Source organism: Pleurocapsa minor HA4230-MV1 (assembly GCA_019359095.1).
Lineage (GTDB): Bacteria > Cyanobacteriota > Cyanobacteriia > Cyanobacteriales > Xenococcaceae > Waterburya > Waterburya minor.
Window position 1 is genome coordinate 1 of record JAHHHZ010000004.1, and the last position, 22,320, is coordinate 22,320.

General features: G+C 39.6%; 14 protein-coding genes and 1 pseudogene. 3 read left to right on the forward strand and 12 right to left on the reverse strand.

Annotated features, from left to right (window positions below):
• The 4 genes from KME09_00890 to KME09_00905 form a co-directional block, all read right to left on the reverse strand.
• Positions 1-733 (reverse strand): hypothetical protein (locus KME09_00890; protein ID MBW4532471.1); only part of this gene is annotated, 733 nt, incomplete at its 3' end.
• A gap of 33 nt (positions 734-766) precedes the next feature.
• Entirely contained in the window at positions 767-7,057 is a 6,291-nt protein-coding gene (locus KME09_00895) for a DEAD/DEAH box helicase (protein ID MBW4532472.1), read from the reverse strand.
• Positions 7,054-11,841 carry a hypothetical protein gene (locus tag KME09_00900; protein ID MBW4532473.1) on the reverse strand — a complete coding sequence of 1,596 codons (4,788 nt, stop codon included), beginning with the start codon at positions 11,839-11,841 and terminating at the stop codon, positions 7,054-7,056. Before KME09_00900 ends, KME09_00895 begins: the two co-directional genes overlap by 4 nt.
• A 51-nt stretch (positions 11,842-11,892) precedes the next feature.
• Positions 11,893-14,781 carry a DEAD/DEAH box helicase gene (locus KME09_00905; protein ID MBW4532474.1) on the reverse strand — a complete coding sequence of 963 codons (2,889 nt, stop codon included), beginning with the start codon at positions 14,779-14,781 and terminating at the stop codon, positions 11,893-11,895.
• A 323-nt stretch (positions 14,782-15,104) separates the two neighbouring features.
• On the opposite strand from KME09_00905, the gene KME09_00910 reads away from it, so the two are divergent.
• Entirely contained in the window at positions 15,105-15,308 is a 204-nt protein-coding gene (locus tag KME09_00910) for a cold-shock protein (GenBank protein MBW4532475.1), read from the forward strand.
• Positions 15,309-15,419: 111 nt separating this feature from the next.
• Here KME09_00910 and KME09_00915 read toward each other — a convergent pair whose 3' ends face one another.
• The 5 genes from KME09_00915 to KME09_00935 all read right to left on the reverse strand — a co-directional run bounded on the left by KME09_00915 (position 15,420) and on the right by KME09_00935 (position 17,906).
• On the reverse strand, positions 15,420-15,962 hold the full coding sequence (locus KME09_00915; protein MBW4532476.1) for a thermonuclease family protein: 543 nt from the start codon (positions 15,960-15,962) through the stop codon (positions 15,420-15,422).
• 133 nt (positions 15,963-16,095) lie between these two features.
• The gene (locus KME09_00920; GenBank protein MBW4532477.1) at positions 16,096-16,470 is read right to left on the reverse strand and encodes a hypothetical protein; all 375 of its coding nucleotides are present in this window, start codon (positions 16,468-16,470) and stop codon (positions 16,096-16,098) included.
• Positions 16,471-16,536: 66 nt separating this feature from the next.
• On the reverse strand, positions 16,537-16,674 hold the full coding sequence (locus KME09_00925; GenBank protein MBW4532478.1) for a hypothetical protein: 138 nt from the start codon (positions 16,672-16,674) through the stop codon (positions 16,537-16,539).
• Positions 16,675-16,718: 44 nt separating this feature from the next.
• Complete coding sequence (locus tag KME09_00930; GenBank protein MBW4532479.1) at positions 16,719-17,387, reverse strand: hypothetical protein; 669 nt, start codon at positions 17,385-17,387, stop codon at positions 16,719-16,721.
• Positions 17,388-17,618: 231 nt separating this feature from the next.
• Complete coding sequence (locus KME09_00935; protein ID MBW4532480.1) at positions 17,619-17,906, reverse strand: hypothetical protein; 288 nt, start codon at positions 17,904-17,906, stop codon at positions 17,619-17,621.
• A gap of 650 nt (positions 17,907-18,556) precedes the next feature.
• On the opposite strand from KME09_00935, the gene psbA reads away from it, so the two are divergent.
• Together psbA and KME09_00945 are read left to right on the forward strand one after the other, a co-directional pair.
• On the forward strand, positions 18,557-19,639 hold the full coding sequence (gene psbA / locus KME09_00940) for a photosystem II q(b) protein (GenBank protein ID MBW4532481.1): 1,083 nt from the start codon (positions 18,557-18,559) through the stop codon (positions 19,637-19,639).
• 285 nt (positions 19,640-19,924) lie between these two features.
• Positions 19,925-20,726: pseudogene (locus KME09_00945) on the forward strand (IS1 family transposase).
• A 26-nt stretch (positions 20,727-20,752) separates the two neighbouring features.
• Here KME09_00945 and KME09_00950 read toward each other — a convergent pair.
• The 3 genes from KME09_00950 to KME09_00960 all read right to left on the reverse strand — a co-directional run bounded on the left by KME09_00950 (position 20,753) and on the right by KME09_00960 (position 22,240).
• Entirely contained in the window at positions 20,753-20,998 is a 246-nt protein-coding gene (locus KME09_00950; GenBank protein ID MBW4532482.1) for a DUF4926 domain-containing protein, read from the reverse strand.
• A gap of 11 nt (positions 20,999-21,009) precedes the next feature.
• Positions 21,010-21,348, reverse strand: coding sequence for a hypothetical protein (locus KME09_00955; GenBank protein MBW4532483.1), 339 nt, complete (start codon positions 21,346-21,348; stop codon positions 21,010-21,012).
• Between the two features lie 109 nt (positions 21,349-21,457).
• The gene (locus KME09_00960) at positions 21,458-22,240 is read right to left on the reverse strand and encodes a hypothetical protein (protein MBW4532484.1); all 783 of its coding nucleotides are present in this window, start codon (positions 22,238-22,240) and stop codon (positions 21,458-21,460) included.
• Between the last annotated feature and the right edge of the window lie 80 nt (positions 22,241-22,320).

Here is a 22,320-nt window from a genome sequence, read left to right on the forward strand (position 1 = left end):
CACGCCATTTTTCGAGAGGCGCTGCCAGCATTTCTTCCAGTTCGGCATCATCTTCAACAATATAGAATCTGCGCTTACTGTCATCGGTTTCCAAGGCAGTATCAAAGTCTTCTGTATTAATTTGGAGATCGCTCTGCTTATCTTGTAGCTTTAGAACGTCGTCAAGTGAATAACCAGCAGCAAGTATTAAAATAGCATCGGCAGCCTCTTCTGGTAGTTTAGAGATTAATTTATCGACATCATCATCCGTAACCACAGATCTCACTGCTGCTAATAATTCTTCTGGAACTCCCAATCTTAATAGGTGACGATCGCGAATATCGGCAAATCTTTTTTGTCTGGATGCTTTAGGGTCGGCTGCTATTTCTCTCTCAATTGATGCTACTTCTTCGACATCAATAATTTGTAATGCACCAGATTCGGGATTAATTTTACAAACTCTTCTTTGCGCCCATTGGTATGCTTCGTCGTGATTATCCACCCATAATAGTAAATAAGTATTACCAGTTTCGGGTTTAAGCACGATCGCCCGATAGCTGCCATCAACTCTGACGGATTTGAGGTTTTTATCGGTAGCATTATGAATTGATTCGTAGTTAATCCCTGAGCTAGTAGGATTTTGCCTAAATTTGCTAATAAAAGAATTGGTTTTAGCTTGAGTCTGTTTGGGTAGCTTGCTAAAAGCATCTAAAAAGTCGGCGGCGATCGCTATGCGGATATTGTGGTTGAGCATTTTTTTAAAGTAATAAGTAATAAGTTTTAAGTTTTAATTGGCTAAATATTGATGGTAAAAGGCTTCTGGGTTATTTAAAACCTCGTTCACGGTTATGGTCTTCCAGCCATTTTGGGTAAAGGTTTCTGTTTCGCTGGAGTCTATGACTAGAGCTAATTGGCGATCGCTCCAGGCTAGTTCTGCTTCGGCAATTACAGTGTCAGTATCGTCTGTAAATTCGTAACCGACTTCGGGTACTTGCCAATTATGGACTGCCATATAATCGATTAGAGCGATCGCATCTTCGTCAAAGACTAATTCTTTGATTTCTTGCCAAATCGGATTGCTATTTCTTGTAGATGTTTCTGGCTCTGCGGTAGGTGAAAGCAGGATTTTTTCTAGTTGTGTTTCCTCTTCAGAATCACTGTCGTTAACCAGATAGCTGTAATCGAGAAACTGAAATAGGTTGAATTGCCGTAAAACTCCCGTCCAGGCTTTGATTACTTCATCATCGACCCCTGCAAAGCGATCTCTAAGAGATATGACTATCAGAGAACCTTTACTGTCATAAGATTTGTGTTTTGGAGGGGCGATCGCGAAATAGGATTGAATTAAATTATTCTGTTGGTTTGATTTCCAATCAAGGCTAGCTAAACGGCAAGAGTTATTGAGTTCAAAGGTATTGATTATTTTAGAGCTAGTTAATTTACTAACTTCTTGTTGCCAGATGTCTCGATTGGTTTGGACTTGAGGATTGATATAGGCAAGAGTTCTTAATAACGCCCATTTTTGCCATAGATGGCGATCTGGATTACTGAGATAATTGACTAACCAAACGAAACTATCTTTGTTTTCTAAAGGTCGTAGTTGTTCGCAATTATATTGTTGATGAAGTTGATTTTGATTGTTGCGAAATACAGTACTAATATCTTGGGTTAAGAGATTGACATAAGCTCCCGCCTGCGAATTGAATTGAGATTCAACATCAGACCAAGTAAGCGACCAGACGTGAAAGTTTCCACTTTTGGCGATCGCCATTCGTTGTTGAAAGTCTTGTGATAAGCGATCGCTATGATATTCCCAACCATCGGTAAAGACAGCAATGGGTTTGATATCTGAAGACTCTTTAGCAGGATAAAAAACAAAATCAGCACGACTGGGAATAGCTACTCCGTTATTTTGGTCGAGTTCTACCTGGGGTTCTATCTGCCAGTTTTGTTCGCCAATAGAGAGAAAATAGCCAGGTTTTCCCTTAATTACTTCTTTACGCAGTGTAGTTGTAGTTGGTTTATCTTGATGACGATATCGGGCTAAGGCATCGATGAAACGCTGTTCTAGAACACTATCGAACAGGGCATTTAGCTTGACCTCAGATAATCCTGGTTGAGATAGGGTAATTTTATCCTTGCGAGTGATAATGGCATTTAAAACAGCGATCGCACTTTGACGACTAGTGTTATCTTGCTCGAAGTTATTGCGATAGGCGAAAACACATTCGTAACAGCCATCTTCACAACTACAACTGACAAGTACTGCTAAGGCTTTTTCTAAAACTAAAATTAATTCATGGGGATTGCGGAGTAACTGTTTGAGGTAGCCAGTCCCCCCAGGAACGGTGTCGTAGAGGAATAAAAAGGGTTTTCTGCGAGAACTATTGGGAACGGGTTCTTCACTGACTAAAGTGCGGAGGTGATCTACTTTACCTTGGAAATGTAGCTTTAGTCCCAGATGTAAAGCAGCCAGAAAAGATGGTAATTGTTGGGAAGAATTGATCGTATCTACTGGCATTAAAATACGAATTGCTTCTGATTCAAACTGCCTGAATAGATACAGCACATCAATAAAGTTGTTGGGGTTATCATCTTTCTTACAAGCCAGGGTATGATTGCCTAATTCATCACCATTTTGAACTTTGCCACACTCACGACAGATTTTAAAACCACCCCTCGGACGAGCTTCACCAGCTATTTCAACAGTTTCGGCTTGATTGGTGATTTGCCCGAAATTAATTTCACGAAAGTTAACTCGTGAGAGGAATTCAAAGCCAAAGGGAAATTCTTGTGAGTCAATTAAATAAGACTTTTCTCGAACTTCGGGAGCAAAATCAGCTAGTAATTGATGGTTGAAAAAAGAAGGAGTACGTTCGTCTCGGTCATCTCCAATTCTACTTTTGCGATCGCCTGTAGTTGCCATTACCTGACGCAGACGAACCATTTTACGTTTACGCCCTTCATCAGCCCACATCGTATCTCCGCAGCGTGGGCAGGTTTTTTGTTTAGCAGTTTCGTAAAGAGTAGGAACGGCATAGCTACAATTGCGACAAAAACGCCATTCTTCAATTTCCGATAGTTTGACATCAATTTGGTCTACTTTGACCCGACGACCTTCAGCATAAAAGGTACTAGAGGGGACAAGTTCTCTAATGGCTAATGCACCAGGACGTTCGTATTCAAAAGGATGGGTTTCGTATTTACTATTTTGTTGGTTACTTTTGCGCCAAATGATGGATTTAAGAGTTACGCCAGCTTCGGGAAAGGCATAGTTGGGCAGCAAACCTTCATCAGTGAAGAAATTAAGAGTATTTTTTTTATTTATTAATTCCACCAAGCTCATAAAGCCCCTTCTTTCCTGCTTTAACTCCTCTAATTCTTGCTCATAGTTTTGAGACTTGGCACCGCTTTCTTTATCCTTGATACGACGACCGAGAGTTTTAATTTGATTTTGCAGTCTTTTCCGTTCTTCAACTACTTCCTGTAGACGATTAAGAATACGCCAGCGCAATCCCCCTTCATCCCCTTCTCCTTTAAAAATAAAAACTTCTAATTGTTCTTTAGTACCTTTGTCTATTTCGGTATCGAATAGTTGAATAAACCCTTGTAAAAGTTGTTTTTGATGGCGATCGATAAAATTAAGCCAAGTGTAAGGAAAACGATTTAGATCGCCTTGCTGTATTGGTGCTAAAACACGACTAAAGATTTCAGGTAAATCAGGAATATTTTCTGACGTACCAATCCAACAATCCAAACAATAAGCCGTTAGTTGACGCTGGAGAATAGCCGAGGCATCTAAATAACAGCCAGGAGTTTCTACTCCTCCAGCAATCATCTTGAGTGGGTTAGACCAAAAATAAAGATCGTGATTTGTACCATTGGCGATGGTAGTAACAAAAGCATTACCGTCTCTTCTTCCCGCCCTTCCGATTCTTTGTTGATAGTTTGCTTGTTGGGGAGGAATAGAACAAAGTAAGACTGAGGATAAATCCCCGATATCAATCCCCATTTCTAAAGTAGAAGTCGCAGAAAGCAAATTGGGATCACAACGATGTTGACCGTTAATAAAGCGACGTTCTAATTCTTCTCTGGCTTCTCTTTCTAATAGTCCTGTATGTTCCTGGGCAAAAATACGTCTGAGATTTCCTGTAGAGTAGAGATTTTTATAGAAATTAAGCTTTTCTGCTTCCTCTTGATAGTGTCCCGAACACTGAGATTGCAAGCAAGACATTCCCTGCCAAAAAGATAGTTCAGTAGCTGTACTCACAATGGAGTGATGACAATGGGAACAAGATAAATTTTTGGTGTCTGTATCTAACCTTACTACTGTAGTTTCGATTCCCCAAACTTTGGCGTTTTTGTTAGTATGGCGATCGCCTAAAAGACCAAACTTAACTAGAGTTTTAAAAGTCTGTTGATAGATAGCGGGTGTTTGTGCGCCAATTAAACTAACTTCTTGGGTATTGTTCAAGTTTTTAAATGCCCAATTCTCCCACCAAGTAGAATTTTTGATGATGACTGGTTCAAATTCTTGATGGCTTCTTGCTTCTACTGGGTAACTAGGTTTGATCGAAGCGGGTCCCATATTGGGCATAAATGTCGGTCTTTGTAAGAGAAAAATATTGCCATCCTGTTCAATGTACTGTTTGAGCAAAGGATGTAAAATTCCCCCCTTCTGTCTCATGTGATGAATAATGCCCAGGATAAACTGTTGTACTGTGCGATCGCTAATATGATGCAGTCCCACTTCGTTCTGGAGTTTGATTAGTACTTCTGCTGTAGCTCGGTTTAATTGTTCGAGATTAATCCCTACTGCACAAGTTCCCGTTTGTTCTAATGACCCACCAAAAGAGGTTTTAAGGCTAAGTTCTGAGATTATTTCCCAATCCAAACGGCGATCGCAATATTCTTTTAACTGAGAACTACATTTACCAGATTTCCTTAACTCTTCCCATTCATAAAGCCACTCCAAATCCGAAGGCAGAAAAGTAGCTACATAATCAGCATCCGAACCCAATTGCGATCGCCAATATTGTTTGAATTCGGGAATAATTAACTCTAAATTTTTGCCATTACCTTGTCGATCTAAATATTGCTTGATCGCAGTCCTTAAAGTAGTACGAAAAGTTCGCGCAGCAAAGAAACCAGCCCGATGAGCAGCATCTTGTACGGAGTCGGAGAAGGTGATTAGTTTTTTATCGTCGTTATAGGTAGAAGCAAACAAAGTTCCAATTGCAGCACTAGCTAAACTAGCAGCACGGGAACCTAAAATAGCTAGATTATTCTTTGTCAGACAAAATGGACAGTCATGACTGGATTCTCGCCATTTAGAGCCATTTTTGCTTTTCTCCCGCACCATATTCGGCTCGATAACTGAGAGTAAATTTTTACTATTACAGGTATGGCAGTAAGTAGCTTGAGGAATATTTAACCTCAAACAGTCCTGGCACAGCTTTTGCTCAATTCTTTCTTTCTCCTCATGTTTTTCATTTTCTTTGGTAGGAAAAACAAAAACAGTTAGAGGATTACGATTAAAAAATGCTGTATAGAACGACCTGAGATCGCACCCAAGCTGTTGGTCGTTTTGTTTGCGTCGTAAACTCCCCCATCCCGTAGCACCGCATTCACGACAGTGAATTACAGGGAGGGTTTTACCTGCTTCTTCCGTAGTCAGATCGTCAGCAAAAGTTAGTGCAGGGCGATCGCTAATATTTGCTACCATGCGTCTTAATTCCCTTAGCCATAGTTGAATACGAATATTAGCCCAAGGACGATTATTAATATCCCGTGCAATGGAAAATAAAGCAGCCAGACTGGTAAATATGGCAATTTGATAATTTGTAGGGGCGAATCGCGATTCGTCCTTACTATCAGGAAGACGCATTTTACGACTTAACTGCGCCCAGAGAGAAGGTAAAGAAGTTGGTTTACCTGAAAGAATTTTAAGCAGGTTATGGACTATAGGCAAAGATTTTAAGCGATCGCCTAGATCGATGCGCCAGTCTATTTCCTGCCAATCAGCTTCTAGAGGATAATTAAACCAAACTTGATATTGAGCGCGGATATATTTTTCTACGCTGTCATAATTTTGCGGTAGTAACGAGTCTAATAAATCTGGACTAGGTACAGGTTGCGGATCGATAAAGGCATCGGCTAAAAACTCGGCTGCGCTTAACCGATCTTCCGTAACAACAGCATTGAGATCGAATGTCTCATTAAATATTTTCCCTGCATAACTCAACAATTCATTCCCCGTGTCTTTCTTTTCGCCTAAAGTTGCTGAAGTTCCCACACAAGCTAAATGATTTGCGGGGGTTTGCAAACGAGCTTTCAGACGACGAATCAAACAAGCTAAATCCGTTCCCTGTGCGCCATCAAAGGTATGAATTTCATCTACCACTAAATAGCGCAGAGTTTCGGGACTATTTCCACTCCATAGCCCTTGATCTTTGGGACGAATCAGCAGATAATCCAACATTTTGTAGTTGGTTAACAGAATATCTGGAGGACTGTGGCGCAGTATATCTTTACTGGTAATTACTGCCGTTTCCGTCATTACCGAAGTAGGTTCGCGTTCGCTTTCTCCCACAAATAAACCAGCCGTAACATAACCCTTGAGGTTGGAATTATGCCAAATCAACTGTGCCAATCTTTTAGCTTGGTCGGTAGCCAAAGCATTCATGGGATAGATTAGGATTGCCTTGATACCTGGTTCGCCCCGATGTTTAAAACAATGGTCGAGGATCGGCATCATAAAACACTCTGTTTTACCCGAACCCGTCCCAGTAGCGACGATGGTTGACTGATAATTGGGGTGTTGCAGTCGCCCAAATGCTTGTTCTTGATGGCGATGAGGCGGAAAAGCCATCGGTACGTCAGGAAAATAATCGATTCCCGAACTTCCCGATCTAAAAGGTAAACTGGCAGATAAATATGGCCCTTTAAAGATTGCTTCTGGTTGTGACAAAAAGCGATCGATTAAATCTTCAAAACCAGGAGAAGATGAGCGAAATTCGGTTTTGAGGAAGTCGGTAATGCTGGCTTGGATTTCGGAGGCAAGAACAGATGGTATCATGCGTTAACCTCCTGATTAGCAAATCTTTGTTCAAAAGCTTCCCAGGCAATACGATAATCTTCTTCTCTGTCGCAAAGATCGAATGGGGCTTCGTAAACAATCGTCCTAGTAACAGTTCCTCCTGGTAGGGTGTTGTCTTCAATCACTCGTTCTACCGTTTCAAATTTCATATTTTTGATATCTTCCCAACCTGTTTCGTCTCTGGATGCTTTACGGGGGAAGCCTACCCCTGGAAGTCCTTTACTGGAAGTGAAGACAATGCGCCCGTTTTGGTCGTACCAAGTATCTTTTTCGTATTGGCGCATTACGGGGAATTGCACTCGGTAGATGGTGATGAGTTCGTCTAGAGTTAAACCCAGTGCCATTGCTGCGAGTACGTCTATTTCTACTAATGCCTGTCGGCGTTCAAAGTCAGTGCGGAGGGCAATGTTTCTTTGCCAGTTTGGGGTTAGGTTTTGGAAGAATTGGTTCTTTAATCTAGAGTCTTGTTTTGTCCAAGTGTCTTGATTGAATTCTGGGGTGTGGGTTGTTTCCCAAAGTTCGGCGTAGTGTGTAGTTAGACAATTAAGAGTGAGAACTCTAGAGAAAAATAATCTTTCAAATGAGCTTAAATAAGGCAAAGAAGAAAATTGAGAACCTCCCAAATTACCTACTCCTGTCGATTTAATATAAAAGTCTGCAATTAATGAGGAAGTTATTGCATGAGCAATAATTAGATATTTAGTAGAAATAAACGTAAAAGATAAGCATCCATGAATATGAGATATATTTTTAGGTACAATCGATGAAATAAGCGTTCTTTCTCCACTTTGAGAAAGCATTTTTCTAGCAATTAAACGATAGTACTCAGTTACTTTTTTTGGCTCATTTTCTCCTTTTTCTATCCAAGTAACTTTAGGTATTCGATTTTGATACTCATTTACACTGCACGCAGGAACATAATTAGTACGAGGTAAATAATCATCAGGAATAGCAGTTAAATCTAAAACATCATAATGACCATTAGCAGTACAGACTTGTCTAGGAGTTTTATTTAAGGGATTACCTACAAAAAAATGAGGGCCCGAAAGGATTAATTGATCTGTCGATTCAGGAAAACAAGTATTTCGCTTTATTGTTCCATCTTTACAAGCATTAGTTTCATCAAACATTACCGTAGAGTAATATTGCCCTACGAGGTTTTCTAATTTTTGGGGCTGTGCAGCAAATTTTTCTAATACACTCAATAATTGTTGAGATTGAAGTACTGGAAGCCGTGCTTGTAAAGTAGGTGTATTTTCTCCATCATAAAGTTGAGCAAATAATTTTAATTTCGACTCATTAATATGAACAATTCTTAGAGGATGACCATCAGTATTCCATTTATCATCATCATTTTTAATCCCTGGAACTTTACCTTCTCCGTCATGTTCAAAACAAGAATTAACGGTAGTAGGAGTAAATAAATTATTGATATTGTTGAAATTAACTAAATTAGCTTTGCTATTTCTATAAATATGAGTACCGAACCTCATTCTTCCATGATCGTTAGTACCTTCAAATAATTGAAATTCATTTTGATATTGACAATGCAATAAAAGACGAGGGTATATTTCTTCTCTCAAATGTCCACCCTTTGGATCGTCATAAGTTCCTTCTGGATGAACAAAAGCAGATATTCCATTACGGCTTCCAATCATCCAACTTTGAGGTAAAAAACATTTATACAAATTTGTTTGAATACCTTTTAAAATCGGATAATTTTGATAACTGTTAAGAAAATCTTGAGTACCTTCAAAACCTTCATAAACATTAAAATAATCAAATTGTAATTGAGAATATTTAGTAAAAGTTTCCTCTCTTAATTTTCCTAACTTACTAGCTGAAAACTTACGCAATATAAATAAAGGTTCGGCATCGCCTAAAACATCACCTTCTTGCCACTCAACTTTTATCCAAGGTGGATTTCCTAAGATAAAATCAAAGCCATTATTATCGGCAAAAATGTCAGCAAATTCTAATTCCCAATGAAAGAATCTTTTTTCTTTGGCTATTTCTTCCACTAACTGCAATCTCGGATAGCGACTACAAAGCATTTTTAAGTCAACCGAACCATATTTATTAATAAACTCTTTTGCCTCTGCTTCTGGTAAAGTTTCAGGATAAAGAGGAATTTCTAATTGTTTTTCTGGGACGATGGACATTTCTCCTAAAATGACAGAAAGCTCCATTAAATATTCACTACGAGTAGGTAATAAATCCGCTTTCTCGATGCGCCAAAACCATAAAGAACACCAATAATCCATTACCAGTTTTAATCGCCGATAAGCACTAGAATTACCAACTCCTTCCGACATTTTTTCTTGAGCCACGATTTTATCTTTCATACTCAAGGTACTACGCTGTAACTTATCCTCTTCTTGACCAAAAACAGCCAAAGGGTCGGTGGTACGATTTCGCATCGATCGCTGTTGTTTAACGTGACGCTGCCAAAGTTGATTAATCTTTTTGCTAAAACTGATTAACTGTTCTATTTCAAATTCGCTATAAACTTCTTTGCCAAATTCTTTTTGCCAATCTTTAATCTTTTTGATGTTTTCTGGTGCTAATTGTTTGATTACTTTGTCGGTATAATTAGCCATTCCTGGATCGGGTAATAGGAAATGAAAGATAGTTTTTGCTGGTAATTCTTCTGTTAATAAAACTCGTTTAGGTTCATTATCATACCAGTAGTTTTTATGCCTATTACTCTGGGGTATTAAACTGGTGTCGTAAACTTGACGACGCGCCCCAATGAGAGAATTACCGCAGTGTAACTGCATCCCAAACCAAGGAACGTGCGCCCCTTGATAGATAGAATTGAGCCATAAAGATACTTCCGCTAACTCTACCGCTACGGGATTTAAGTCAATGCCAAATACATTACGATCCGCCAACAGCATTTTGACTTTCTGCTTTTCTTGCAGATAATCTTCTTGTTTAATGCGTCGATCTAATTCTTTTTGTTTGAGTTCTAAATAAGCTTCTGCTAATTGATTAATCGCCTCATTCAAAAACGCAGCACTTCCCATTGCTGGTTCGCAAATTTTTAAATTGAGAATATCATCAGCAGTTTTATCTTTGAGTAATTCTTTGAGAGAATATTTAACCAAACAACGAGTTAGAGATTCTGGAGTGTAGTAAGAAGCGGAATTTTGTCTATCTCTTCCTGCTAAACGATAGATAAAAGTACCCTTGGGATAGCATTTAGGCGTACCATCATCATTGAAAACTCGTTCGTCATCGGTATAGTTTTCTAAATCTGGTAACTTAACAAAATAAGCCACTTTTAATTCATCAGTATTTTTATCATCGGCTTTCTTAACCTCATACAAATCTTCTTCGGCAAAAAAGCCCCGAAAACAGAGCAAAGCTTCGTAAACTGCACCTAATTGGTTAATTCCTAACTGAGCATAGGAAATACGCCCTCTTCTTTTACCTTTACTTGCCCTAGAAAGAGACATCAACTCAATCACGCGACGCAAAACCACATTGCGAAACTTGACTTTATTGAGTATGGATAAACGTTCGGGATCGAAAAGATGACTTTTTAACGCCTTGAGTTCAAAAGTATCGTGGGTAACTTCTTTGCGTTCTAAGTTAAGACTAGATTGCTCATACTCTAATTCGGGAAATCCCTCCCAAACCAACTTGAACAGCTTTTTAATCGAAGCATCAATAAAATAGCCCTCTGTATCTTCAGTCGTGCGTAACTCTGCTTGCTCCAAATTTCGCAGAAACTCCAAACTATAACCCTGGCGGTAAATATCCGAATTCATCGGCGCATAACCCAATTCCCGACGCGCCTCGATATAAAACAGAAACAACAAGCGATACATATACCGCAAGCATTCTAGGGTTAACTGTCCCTCATGCAGCTTTCCCTTGTATACCCCTTCCTTGAGCTTATTTTGCTTATACCAAACCGCTTCATTCCCCAGTAACTCAATGGACTCTCGCAAGGCATACTTAAGATCGTCGGAGACAGAAAAGGCGTGTTTGTGAGAATTCTCATCCAACTCATCCAGTAAAGCCGTTCCCTCACTAGGACAGGTATGTTCGCGATGGAGTAAAATCGCTTTAGCTTGCAGAACATCATTGTCTAGACGCGCCAGAATTTCCTCCAAGTCAAACCGCAGCAACCGCGAAGCATTCCACTTAAAGCGATCTAACAAAACTATTTGGTGAATACCAGCTAAAATAACCCAACGGGGAGGATCTTCTTGAGCAAAAATATAGTCTGATATTAAATCCTCGAAGTCGATGTTGAGTAGTTCGGGATTAGGAAGGCGCGGTGATGGGTTAGTATCGTTAGTTGCATAATTTAGATTAAATTGCGCCTCGTTTAAACTTAGAGAAAGGACATCAACGGCTTCTTGTGAGTCAGAAATAGCTTCAATAATCCAAAATAAAGGCTGTCCGCTACTCTTATTAACCTCCGCAATCACTGGAATTATCTCGTCTTCATCCAAAACTTTTTCAGTCGGTTTAAACTCATAACCCAGTACAGAGAAAAATTTACTAAACCATTCTCTTTGAAGCAATAATCGCTCCTGAATATCCTTTTCCTGACTAATCTGACTGCGAGTTTTGAAATAATCAACTTTTAGAGAGGCGATCGCGTTTGGAGGCGACTTATCGCCTGTTAACTCTGCTTTTTCATTCCAGCGTTTGACAACATCTTTAAGATCGTTCTGTAAAATAGCATCAAGATAATGGTGGGAATAAAATTCATTCTCGTTGATAATTCCAGTTAAAATAGCCATGCTTTTTAAGTAATAAATAATAGGGAATAGGTAATAAGTTAGGGTTATTAATCATTCACTACTGCTTAAAACTGCGACAATTTTTATATAAGGAACTTTCTCGGTAATAGTGCTTTCTTCTACCCAAGAGTAGTAATCGTCAAAAATGCGCTTGATACGGTTTTGCTCTTTCTGCTTCTTACTCTCTGTAATCGTATTTATATTCTCGAACTTCAGTTCAAGCTGTCGATTGTGTTCCCATCTAAGCTGCTCTAGGCGATCTAATTGCTGAGAAAGTATGGGATTAATGCGATCGTTATATTCTTTGTCTGCTGCGAGAATATTTTTGGTCGCCTGATCCACAGCTTGCGATCGCAATTTTAGTAAAGACTCATCTATCGGTTGATTAGTATTGGGAATTGGTTCATTCCCTAAATTAGTGCGATCGCGTGTGGCAGTAAATTCTTCAACCCTGACAAATTTATTTTTCTCAAACACTACCCCCAACCACTTGTTGATCAAAGGTTGCCCTCGGCGGTTAGGAATCACTCCAGAGATAATAAATACAACTTCAGTCGGTGCTAATTTATCACCTAAAGTAATTACAGGAGCTTGATGACGACCAAATAAAGTTACTCCCCTATCGTTGAGCCAAGTAACTATTGGATGTAATTCCCAGAGATACTGCAACGAAGACCAACTATCTTCAGCACGTCTGGCTTCATCTAAACCAAGTGCGATTGCGACTTTATCTGCCGATAACCTTAATGGTTCATTCTTTTCAGGTAAAATCTCTCTGGGAAAGCGTTTATAGCGATCTCGTAACTCTTTCGGCATGGTTAACTCAATTAAGAGTTCATCTTCAAGAATAGATAACTGTAAATCTTGCTCCTGTTTATATTCTTCTAAAGCAGCTTTTACATAACTAAAATCATCTTGGAATAAGCTAGGCATTTCAGCAATGTTTTCATCTCCTACCCGCGTCTCCCGGTCATCGCGTTGCCGTATCTCAACAACTGGCTCATCTAACAAAGCAAAGAAATCAAAATCATCATTTTTTGGCTGTTTGGGTTCGAGGGAGCTAGCAAAATCTTCCGCCGATGTTCCTGATTCAATAGCTTGGGAAGTAATCCTTATTTCTTCATCAACATCAAATACCCCCATAAATACGGAGGGATCGCCAATATTCTTAACCGCTTGTTCATCCTTGACCAATAGTACCTGAATAATTCTCTCAACCTCATCCATCCGAGAATTAGTGGAACGAGTTAATAAATAACGAATCTGTGGTTGTTCTTCTTGTCCATAGCGATCGATCCGACCATTACGTTGCTGTAACGCCATTAAAGACCAGGGAAGATCAAAATGAATTAATCGATGGGATAAATAATGCAGGTTAATTCCTTCTGAAGCCACATCCGTAGCAATCAACAATCTGACAGGAGACTGTTCGTTACCAAAATCCTCAATAATCCGCATCAAATCAACATCAGACATACTTCCGTCCAATGTTGCGAGCGCATTTTCTTTGAGAGACAAATCCTTAGCTAAATTCTTCTCAAGAAAGCGCATTGTCTCCAAACGCTCGGTAAATATAACAATACGGTCTTTTGAGTCTTTCCCCTTCCAAGCAAATTCATCTTGGCTTTTGCCTTCGATCACAGACAATAACTTTTGATATTTAGAAAACTCCGAAGCAGTAACTTGCTTTAAAACAGACTGCAAAACTTCCAACTCAGCAATGTCCTTATCTTGTGTAGACGAATCGCTATTCTTCTCTACTTTCTTGATGCGTCTAGTTAGCGTTTCCAAACAAGCCATCGGACTAGATAACATTGCCTTGAGCAAGGTTGTTTTAAACAACATCCCTGCCTTCCCTTTTTTATTGATCGAGGGGAGTTTCAAACTATCGAGTATCTCAAAAGCTGACTCTTCCAAATTAGAAGCATTACTCTCAATTGCGATCGCGTTTCTTTCGGGAAAATGTTTGGCTAACTGATCCTTGACATCTTTTTTGAAACGACGGACATAGAGATCTCGTATTTCGCTTTTACTATAGTCTTGTTCAGATGCGATCGCTGTTGGATCGAGCATATTCATCAAGCTAGCAAAACTTTCTGCCCGACCATCATGAGGCGTAGCCGACAGCATAATCAAACTGTCAGAACGAGTTGCCAGTCTTTCGGCTAATTTAGCTCTTAAAGAGGTACTTTGTCCTTTTCCGCGACGCGCTACATTATGCGCCTCATCAATAACAATGACATCCCAGTAAGCGTTTTCAATATAAGTACGATACTCGCGATCCTGCTTGAGAGTATCTACAGAAACTATCGCTTTATCGTAATAGTGAAAGGGATTGTGATTGGTGGGAATGCGCGATCTAATTCTTTGAATTCCTACTGAGTCTAAACGTACTAAAGGAATAGTAAAACGCGACCAAAACTCCTTCTGAAATTGAGTTAACATACTTTTAGTTGTTACTACTAAAATGCGTCTTCCTTTACCTCGTCGAATCAATTCTGAAACTAAAATCCCCGCTTCTAAAGTCTTACCCAAACCTACTGCATCAGCAATTAATAGCCGTTGACGAGGCATTTTTAAAACTTTCAAACTCGGGTCTAGCTGAAAAGCCAAGGTATCCATCGCTGCCTTATGACCAATGTGGAGATTAGAGTCGGTAGGCGCAGTCTGTTTTAAATTACCTTCAATGAATAATAATGATTTTAAATAACCAGAAGAATTATCAGCAACTAACTTTATTTCTTTGGGATCTAAAACAACCAAATCATCTTCTAAATCGACGACAAATTGTGCTATTTGATGTTTGATAAAATCACTAATACCAATAACTTCTATCACTACCCTACTTCCAGCAGCAGCTTTGAGAGTTTTACGTATCAACCATTCAGAATCGCGTACAACAATTTTAGCCCCTGGTGCAAGTACGGCAGAATTGACCATATTAAATATCTATTTAAAATATCTATGTATTTCAAATATGCCCAGATCCAACAGCTAAAATGGCAATAGTACATATATTTGGTTGTTTTTGCCTAAATTAATCAAAGAAGATCTTATTTATCACTAAAAAGCACGTACATTTCTCAATGTATTACATTGAGAAATGTACTGATAAAGTTGTTGATTGCGTTATCTTTATTATGCTCGGCGATTGGCTTGGCCTCCTCTCAAAAAGATCGCAGTAGCAGACAATTTCTGGCTACCTCTGTTTTTGCGATAGACTACAATCTTACTGATGATTTATTTAATAAGCAAAATACGGTATGAGTACTGGTACAATCAAGTTTTTCAATGACGAAAAAGGATTTGGTTTCATTCTTCAAGATGATGGAGGGAAAGATCTTTTTGTACATGCTTCGGAAATTGAAGGCGAACGCAATACCAAGCTCAAGGAAGGTCAGAAAGTAGAATACGAAATCGGGCAAGGTAAGAAAGGACCATGTGCAATCAACGTCATTCCCAAGTAAACTATTTTGATTTCAATCTTCTGGAGTTGGTTTTAAAACTAGTCTGCCTTTTTCCGCCAGAAATCTCAAAAGAGTACTGCGACCGTAGCTTCAGCTTAATCGTAGAGTATGTCAATTGTGATGCCAAATTCCCAAGTTGTCTTCTCTAGCGATATTCTCTGCCCAGACTAAATGTTCTGGTTCTTTACATCGACTCGACCCTTGGGTGTCGCGACGGGCTAACCCCCGTTCGAGCAACCAGGTATTGAGATGAATCTCTTGCTCGACTAGTTCATTAGATTTGGTTGAGATATGTTTGACCAACTCAACATCATAGTTACGATCCATTGAGATCCAAGCTTCGTAGCGATCGCCAACTTTTTCTAGTTCTACTGTGCCATCACCCAAATTAATGACTGACTGCAAATACTTCTTGGACTCATCTCCTGTTGCTGCTACACCACAAAGATTAATAGTTTTAGTTTCATGGTGACTAGCCACTGTAAAACTTGAGCCACTGTTAACAGTTACTAAAGTCCAGGGGGTGTAGTCGGCTGTTTTGTATTTATATCGCTGCCACTTGTCCAAACCTACGATAACAGAGACGATAAAAGCCAAGACCAAGATTATCGGCTTACGAAAACGTAAATAGAATAGAAATAACTTTGCTTTCATGACTTGAAATTTACAATTTTATCTAGTGTTCCCAAATCAGTAAATTTCTCAATGTATTATTTTGCGAATTGTCACAACCAAAAGTATGTTGACTCAATTTCAAAAAGAATTTTGGTCGCGCTTTACTATTCCTTTAGACAATCTCGGATATTAACGAGATATAACCATCCTGATTTGCTCTGTATTTTTCTTGGACAAACTTTAAAGCTTCTATTTGTCGCTCAAACTTTTCTATGATGATGAACTGATTATTGTTCGGGCTATAGCTGAGACGAGGCACCTTCACTACATAGCCAGCAGCTTCCTCGGAGATTAAACATAGAAAGCCTTTTTCTGCTCCCCATACTCTTTTAGCAAAAGTAATTGCCATTGCCTGACGCTCAAAGCTTTTAACTATAATCCATGGTTTCGAGGGGTCTTGGTTAGGGATCTCAATTATGTGTGACGGCAAAATTAAAAAATACCTCCAGAAATCGTTTTTTAACCGTTCACCAATATTACCGAACATTATCTTTAGAGCCTAATCGCAAACCTTCTCAAGATAAACCATATTTATATTCTTCCAATATTGCAGCTAATCTATTTCTGGTAATTGTTCCAACACTGTTTCTAAGCCTCGTAGAGTTTTGCCTGTATCGGTAAACTGCCAAAAAGAATATAGATACTTGCCTTTTCCTCCTAGCAGCAACTCAAATCTTGGTTGCTGACACAACCAAGATTCATATCATGAAGCTGGAACGCCGAAATCAGTAATTTTCACTGATTTGCTCCACTGTGAAATGGACATCCAGCAGTAAGCGATTGGATGAACCTAGAATTATCGAAAAAATGCTCTAGGTTTTCAATTTGCAGGCGATCGTTGACGCGAGCAACCGATATCCCCACAATCTCAATCGTTTCACCCGTAGCAGCACGATCCTTAAACGTTCCTGTAAACTCGCCCCAGTGCCGCCACTTGAACGTAACAGCAGGAGGACCCGAATAAACTTCTACTAACTCCCACAAAAACCCTTCTGGAAAAGCGGTGTGAAATACGTCTGCTGATGATTCAAAATCTTCCCGATCTGGGTCGTAATGTTCGCTTTTGAGTAGGAATGTATTATACGTTCCTACTTTTGCTATCTCTTCAGCGGTGTAGGCACGTCCGTTGTTCGTCTGCATGACAAACTTATCTTGGACGACTGAAAGCCATTCAGATGGATTCTTCTTGAACGAGGCTTCCATTTCAAACACTCTCACCAGGTTCTGCGCGATCGCGGCTAGCGACCCTTCAGCATGATTGTGCTGACTATGTTGAGCTAACCGTTCTTCGCTTTTTGTATAGTCTGGCTTTTCACCGTAACGCCAAGATTGAGATTCATGATCTAAAGCGAGAACAGTAGAACGGTTTTGAACGCCCAACGAGATATCTTCTCTATCTGTCATTATTTTCTCCAATTCTCTTGCTAGCAAATTGACATCTTCCTTTCTTTCTATATTAGATGATTCAGATCTCCATTTTTAGCTCATTCAAACAGACGGGCAGTAAAGCACTCTTCCACATTTGCCCCAATCAGATTATTTAGAAGGTCGAGAATTTGGGTAGTGCCATATAATCCCCACTAGATAAATCATCTAGCCAAAATACACTATCTGAACCAGGGCAAACGTATCAAATTACGAAGATAAAACTCTAATCAGATAGTCATTGTCCATTGCAGCATGATACCTTTTCAGTCGAATGCTTTTTTTCAAAGTTATATCTCTCTTTAATAATCCTAGTGTTTGTCTTCTCATCGTCCCAAAGTTTTCAGACCCATGACCGGTGCGGATTCGTGACTTATCTTCGCCGAAAATCACATCTATCGACCAGTGCAATTGATTTTCTATTCCCCGAAGATTAGCTTCCAGCCACTCTGGGTCGGCCTCGGCTAGAGTATTTAAGGGCATGGCGTAGAGTTTCAATGAGATTTTCCAAGCGGGTCAATTCCCAAACCTTTGCCAGTACATGGGTTGAATCCGTCCGTTGTTTACCTCTAGCTTTAAGCAGTCCTTTCTCTTAAAATCTTTGTAACATCGTATTACTTGGTGTTTTTTACTTCTTTTATCCAGAATTTATACACTAATAACGCACTTTGACATTACGCTCGACTACTTATTGATTACTTTCGCCAACAGATTCGGTCGGCTTATCCTTTAGCATAAGCTTCGCAAATGGGTAAGAATACTCTCACGAGGCGCGTTTTATGTGGGAAGCTTCCCACATAAAAGCCGCCGCCCAAAACGCGACCGTATATACAGACAGGTTTTTGATTCGATTCCTCACAGTTCACCAAGATTGGTTATCTGCTACTGTCATAGTCTATTGGGTGGGTTTTGGGTGTAATTTGATTACGTTTGGGAGCGATCGCCTTGGGTTGAAAGTGGGAATCCGCATATTGCTATCTATTACGACCTGCGATAGAGATCGTCAACAATTTCGTTACAAAACTTGACAAATAACTTTACATTCGTTAATGTACTTATATGGATGAAGAAACACATTATTTTTTACCTCGTTGACCATCCTGTTCTGGAAACCGAACAAATATATAAACAACGCAATCATAAACACAATGACAACTACACTACAACAAACCCAAACCCAGAATAACTGGGAAAGGTTCTGTCAGTGGGTAACAAGCACTAACAACCGCATCTATGTTGGTTGGTTCGGAGTCTTGATGATCCCCACCCTCCTAGCAGCCACAACTTGTTTTCTCATCGCCTTTGTCGCAGCACCTCCTGTAGACATCGACGGAATCCGCGAACCCGTAGCAGGTTCACTACTATACGGAAACAATATCATCTCTGGTGCAGTTGTTCCTAGCTCCAATGCAATCGGTCTTCACTTCTACCCAATTTGGGAAGCAGCATCCTTAGATGAGTGGTTATACAACGGTGGCCCTTACCAATTGATTATTTTCCACTTCTTGATTGGTGTATTCTCATACCTCGGTCGTCAGTGGGAACTATCATTCCGTTTAGGAATGCGCCCTTGGATCTGTGTAGCTTACTCAGCACCTGTATCCGCAGCCACAGCAGTATTCTTAATCTATCCTTTAGGACAAGGTTCATTCTCTGATGGTATGCCTCTTGGTATCTCTGGTACGTTCAATTTCATGTTGGTCTTCCAAGCAGAACACAACATTTTGATGCACCCCTTCCATATGTTGGGAGTAGCAGGTGTATTCGGTGGAAGCTTGTTCTCTGCAATGCACGGTTCACTAGTAACATCTTCCTTAGTACGTGAAACAACTGAAACCGAGTCTCAAAACTACGGTTACAAGTTCGGACAAGAAGAAGAAACCTACAACATCGTTGCAGCGCACGGCTACTTCGGTCGTCTAATCTTCCAATACGCATCCTTCAACAACTCCAGAAGTCTACACTTCTTCCTCGGAGCATGGCCTGTAATCGGCATTTGGTTCACAGCAATGGGTATCTCCACAATGGCGTTCAACCTGAATGGATTTAACTTCAACCAGTCCGTAATGGATTCTCAAGGACGTGTAGTCAACACCTGGGCAGACATCTTAAACCGAGCCAACCTTGGTTTTGAAGTAATGCACGAGCGTAATGCACACAACTTCCCATTAGACTTGGCTAGTGGCGAACAAGCTCCTGTAGCAATAAGCGCCCCTGCTATCAACGGCTAAGAGTTAGTTAATCAAACTATCAGTAAATAAAAAAATGCTCTCCAGAAATGTGGGGCGTTTTTTTTGGCGGTTTTTAATTTAACAGTTTGGTCTGTACCACCTTAATCTCGACCGTCCCAACCGCATACTGCTCCTTCAAGTACGCGATTGGCTGAGTCTACGACTTGCTCCGCAAACGCCAGCCCGAAGGGCATCGCATTCCTCAAACTACAATAACTAAACTTGGTAGTGCTAAACAAGTAATGATATAGAATAAGCGTTGATATTAAACAACTCCGACCAATGCTGACTTGTCCAAGCTGTCATTCTGAAAAAACTGTAAAAAACGGTCATATTCACAACGGAAAACAACGGTTCAAATGCTGTGGGTGCAATAGACAATTTGTTAAAAACCCAGAGAAGATAACGATCTCACAGGAAAAGCGAGAGCTAATTGACCGACTATTGTTGGAACGGATTTCTCTGGCGGGAATTGCGAGACACTGCGTTGGGCGGTTTCACCGACTTGAAGCAAGTGTCGAGGTTGCTCGTGCAGTGAAAGTTTCCGAAAGATGGCTTCAAACCTATGTCAATAACGGCGGCTTTTGAGTAAGAATCTTCTTACTCAAAACGCGCCTAACAAGTATGCCCTCGTATCAAGAGCAATACAAGCAACTCCCAAAAAAAAGGAAAGTTGACAATTCAAAGCGATGAACTATGGTCATTTGTAGACAATAAGGGGAATAAACAATGGGTATGGTTAGCTTTGGATGTAGACAGTAAAGAAATTGTTGGTGTTTATATTGGCGATCGCAACGAAAAAGCAGCTCGAAAGCTTTGGGAATCTTTGCCTCCTGTTTATCGACAATGTGCAGTTACCTATACTGATTTTTGGTCTGCTTATGGGGCAGTATTTCCTAGTCAACGTCACCAAGCAGTGGGTAAAGAAACGGGGCTTACAAGTTATATTGAACGATTTAACAATACATTGAGACAGCGAGTGTCACGTTTAGTCCGAAAAACTTTATCTTTTTCTAAATCGTTAGAAAATCATGTCGGTGCTATTTGGTACTTTGTGCATTATTACAATTTATCATTACTTGTTTAGCACTACCTGAAGATTTATTAAACTATTTAAGAAGCTTGCAGTACGACAGGACGATAAAGCAAAGGAATTAATTGGTCTACTGGTAAAGTTTCCATAGCATAAGTTATTCCTTCTGGGTCGGCAAAGTCAACCAAATAAGCTTCGCCATCAAAATTCATAACTACTGTTCCAACTTGTCCTTTTCTGAGTAAAATAGGTTCGTTGGTTTCTTTGTGATTAGCTTGGATATCAGTAGTGATCGCTATTAAATCATATTCTTGAATTAGACTCATAAAAACCTCAATTATTTATTAACTGGATAAACATTTGTCAATCGGGGAAAAGTTTCCTGATGACGAATAATCCAAGAGCTTAAAATCAAAGAACTTCCTACTTCGGTTTGAAGTCTAAACTTGATATCGTAATGAATACCGTAACGATCTTGTTTATAGATTACAACATTATTGTTCTCTCGAATAGCTTGTAATAATGCTTGTTCTAATATTGCTTTATTTTCCAGAGTAATGCCAAGTTTTTTATGAAAAAGGAAAGCTTTGTGTTTTCCTTGCAAGTGTTGGGTATTTAAACAATATTGTTCGAGTTTGTCTCCTAAAACAGCTTGGTCACTGTTTGGTAATTTCATTTGTAAATATTCCAACCCATTTCTTCAATAGTTTATCGTGATCTGTAGACTAAGCGTGTCCTAAAGAGTACTGCTATGCATATCTTCTAAGGCGGAGCGCGATCGCCTATCAAATACCATTGCCATCAGAATTGGCAAATTGTTGAGTATCAGATTCAGATTTAAGCCAAGATTTAGTCGTTTGAATCAGTTGCTTAATCTTGATACTTATCTCCGAACCATTTTTAATGATTAAAGAAGCAAAGTTATCTGGAGTAGGCTGGACAAAGCTCTCGGTGATCACAGCCGAAGATTTCTGACCATTGACACTAGAAGTTACGAGCTTCCTAACAAAGGTCGGTTGATAAATAGCATGAGCGTAAAATATTTCATTCTTATCAATAGCTCTATCGCCAGTGAGAGATTTATAGACAGCTAGGAACTGTTTGCAGAAACAGTCAGCAACGTTGTAGTAAGAATAATTCTGAAGAAAAGTCAAACCAGCGTAGCCACTACATTTAAGCCGAAAAGGTAATTGAGAAAGGGGTTTGTTGTTATCGTCTAAAAACCAAACTATGACATAGCTGAATGCTTTATAACCTTCCGCATCATGTTTCTGTTTATCGTAGGGAAGAGTCTCAAAATCATTGCTCATCAGGGCTTGAGAACGATTGAGAATTAAGAGCTTGGGCGATTTGGTCAACAAAAGAGTTTCTTGAGTACCATCACGAAACTCATGTTCGACGGGCTTCCAAGCATCAGTTAATTCAAACTTGGCTAATTCGGCATTAGTTGAAGTAATGGCAATACCAAACTTTTTATCTGAAGCGTTAATAAATTGCGCGTAAGGAATTGAGGATAATTCACCGAGAAATTCCTCAGTGTTAAAGCCGAAATCGTGATTATTTTGCATGGTCTTTATGAAGATAATATTAATACTATTGTACTATTCAACTGCTCAACAGCGTGGTTGGATATGCGTGGGCTTGCATC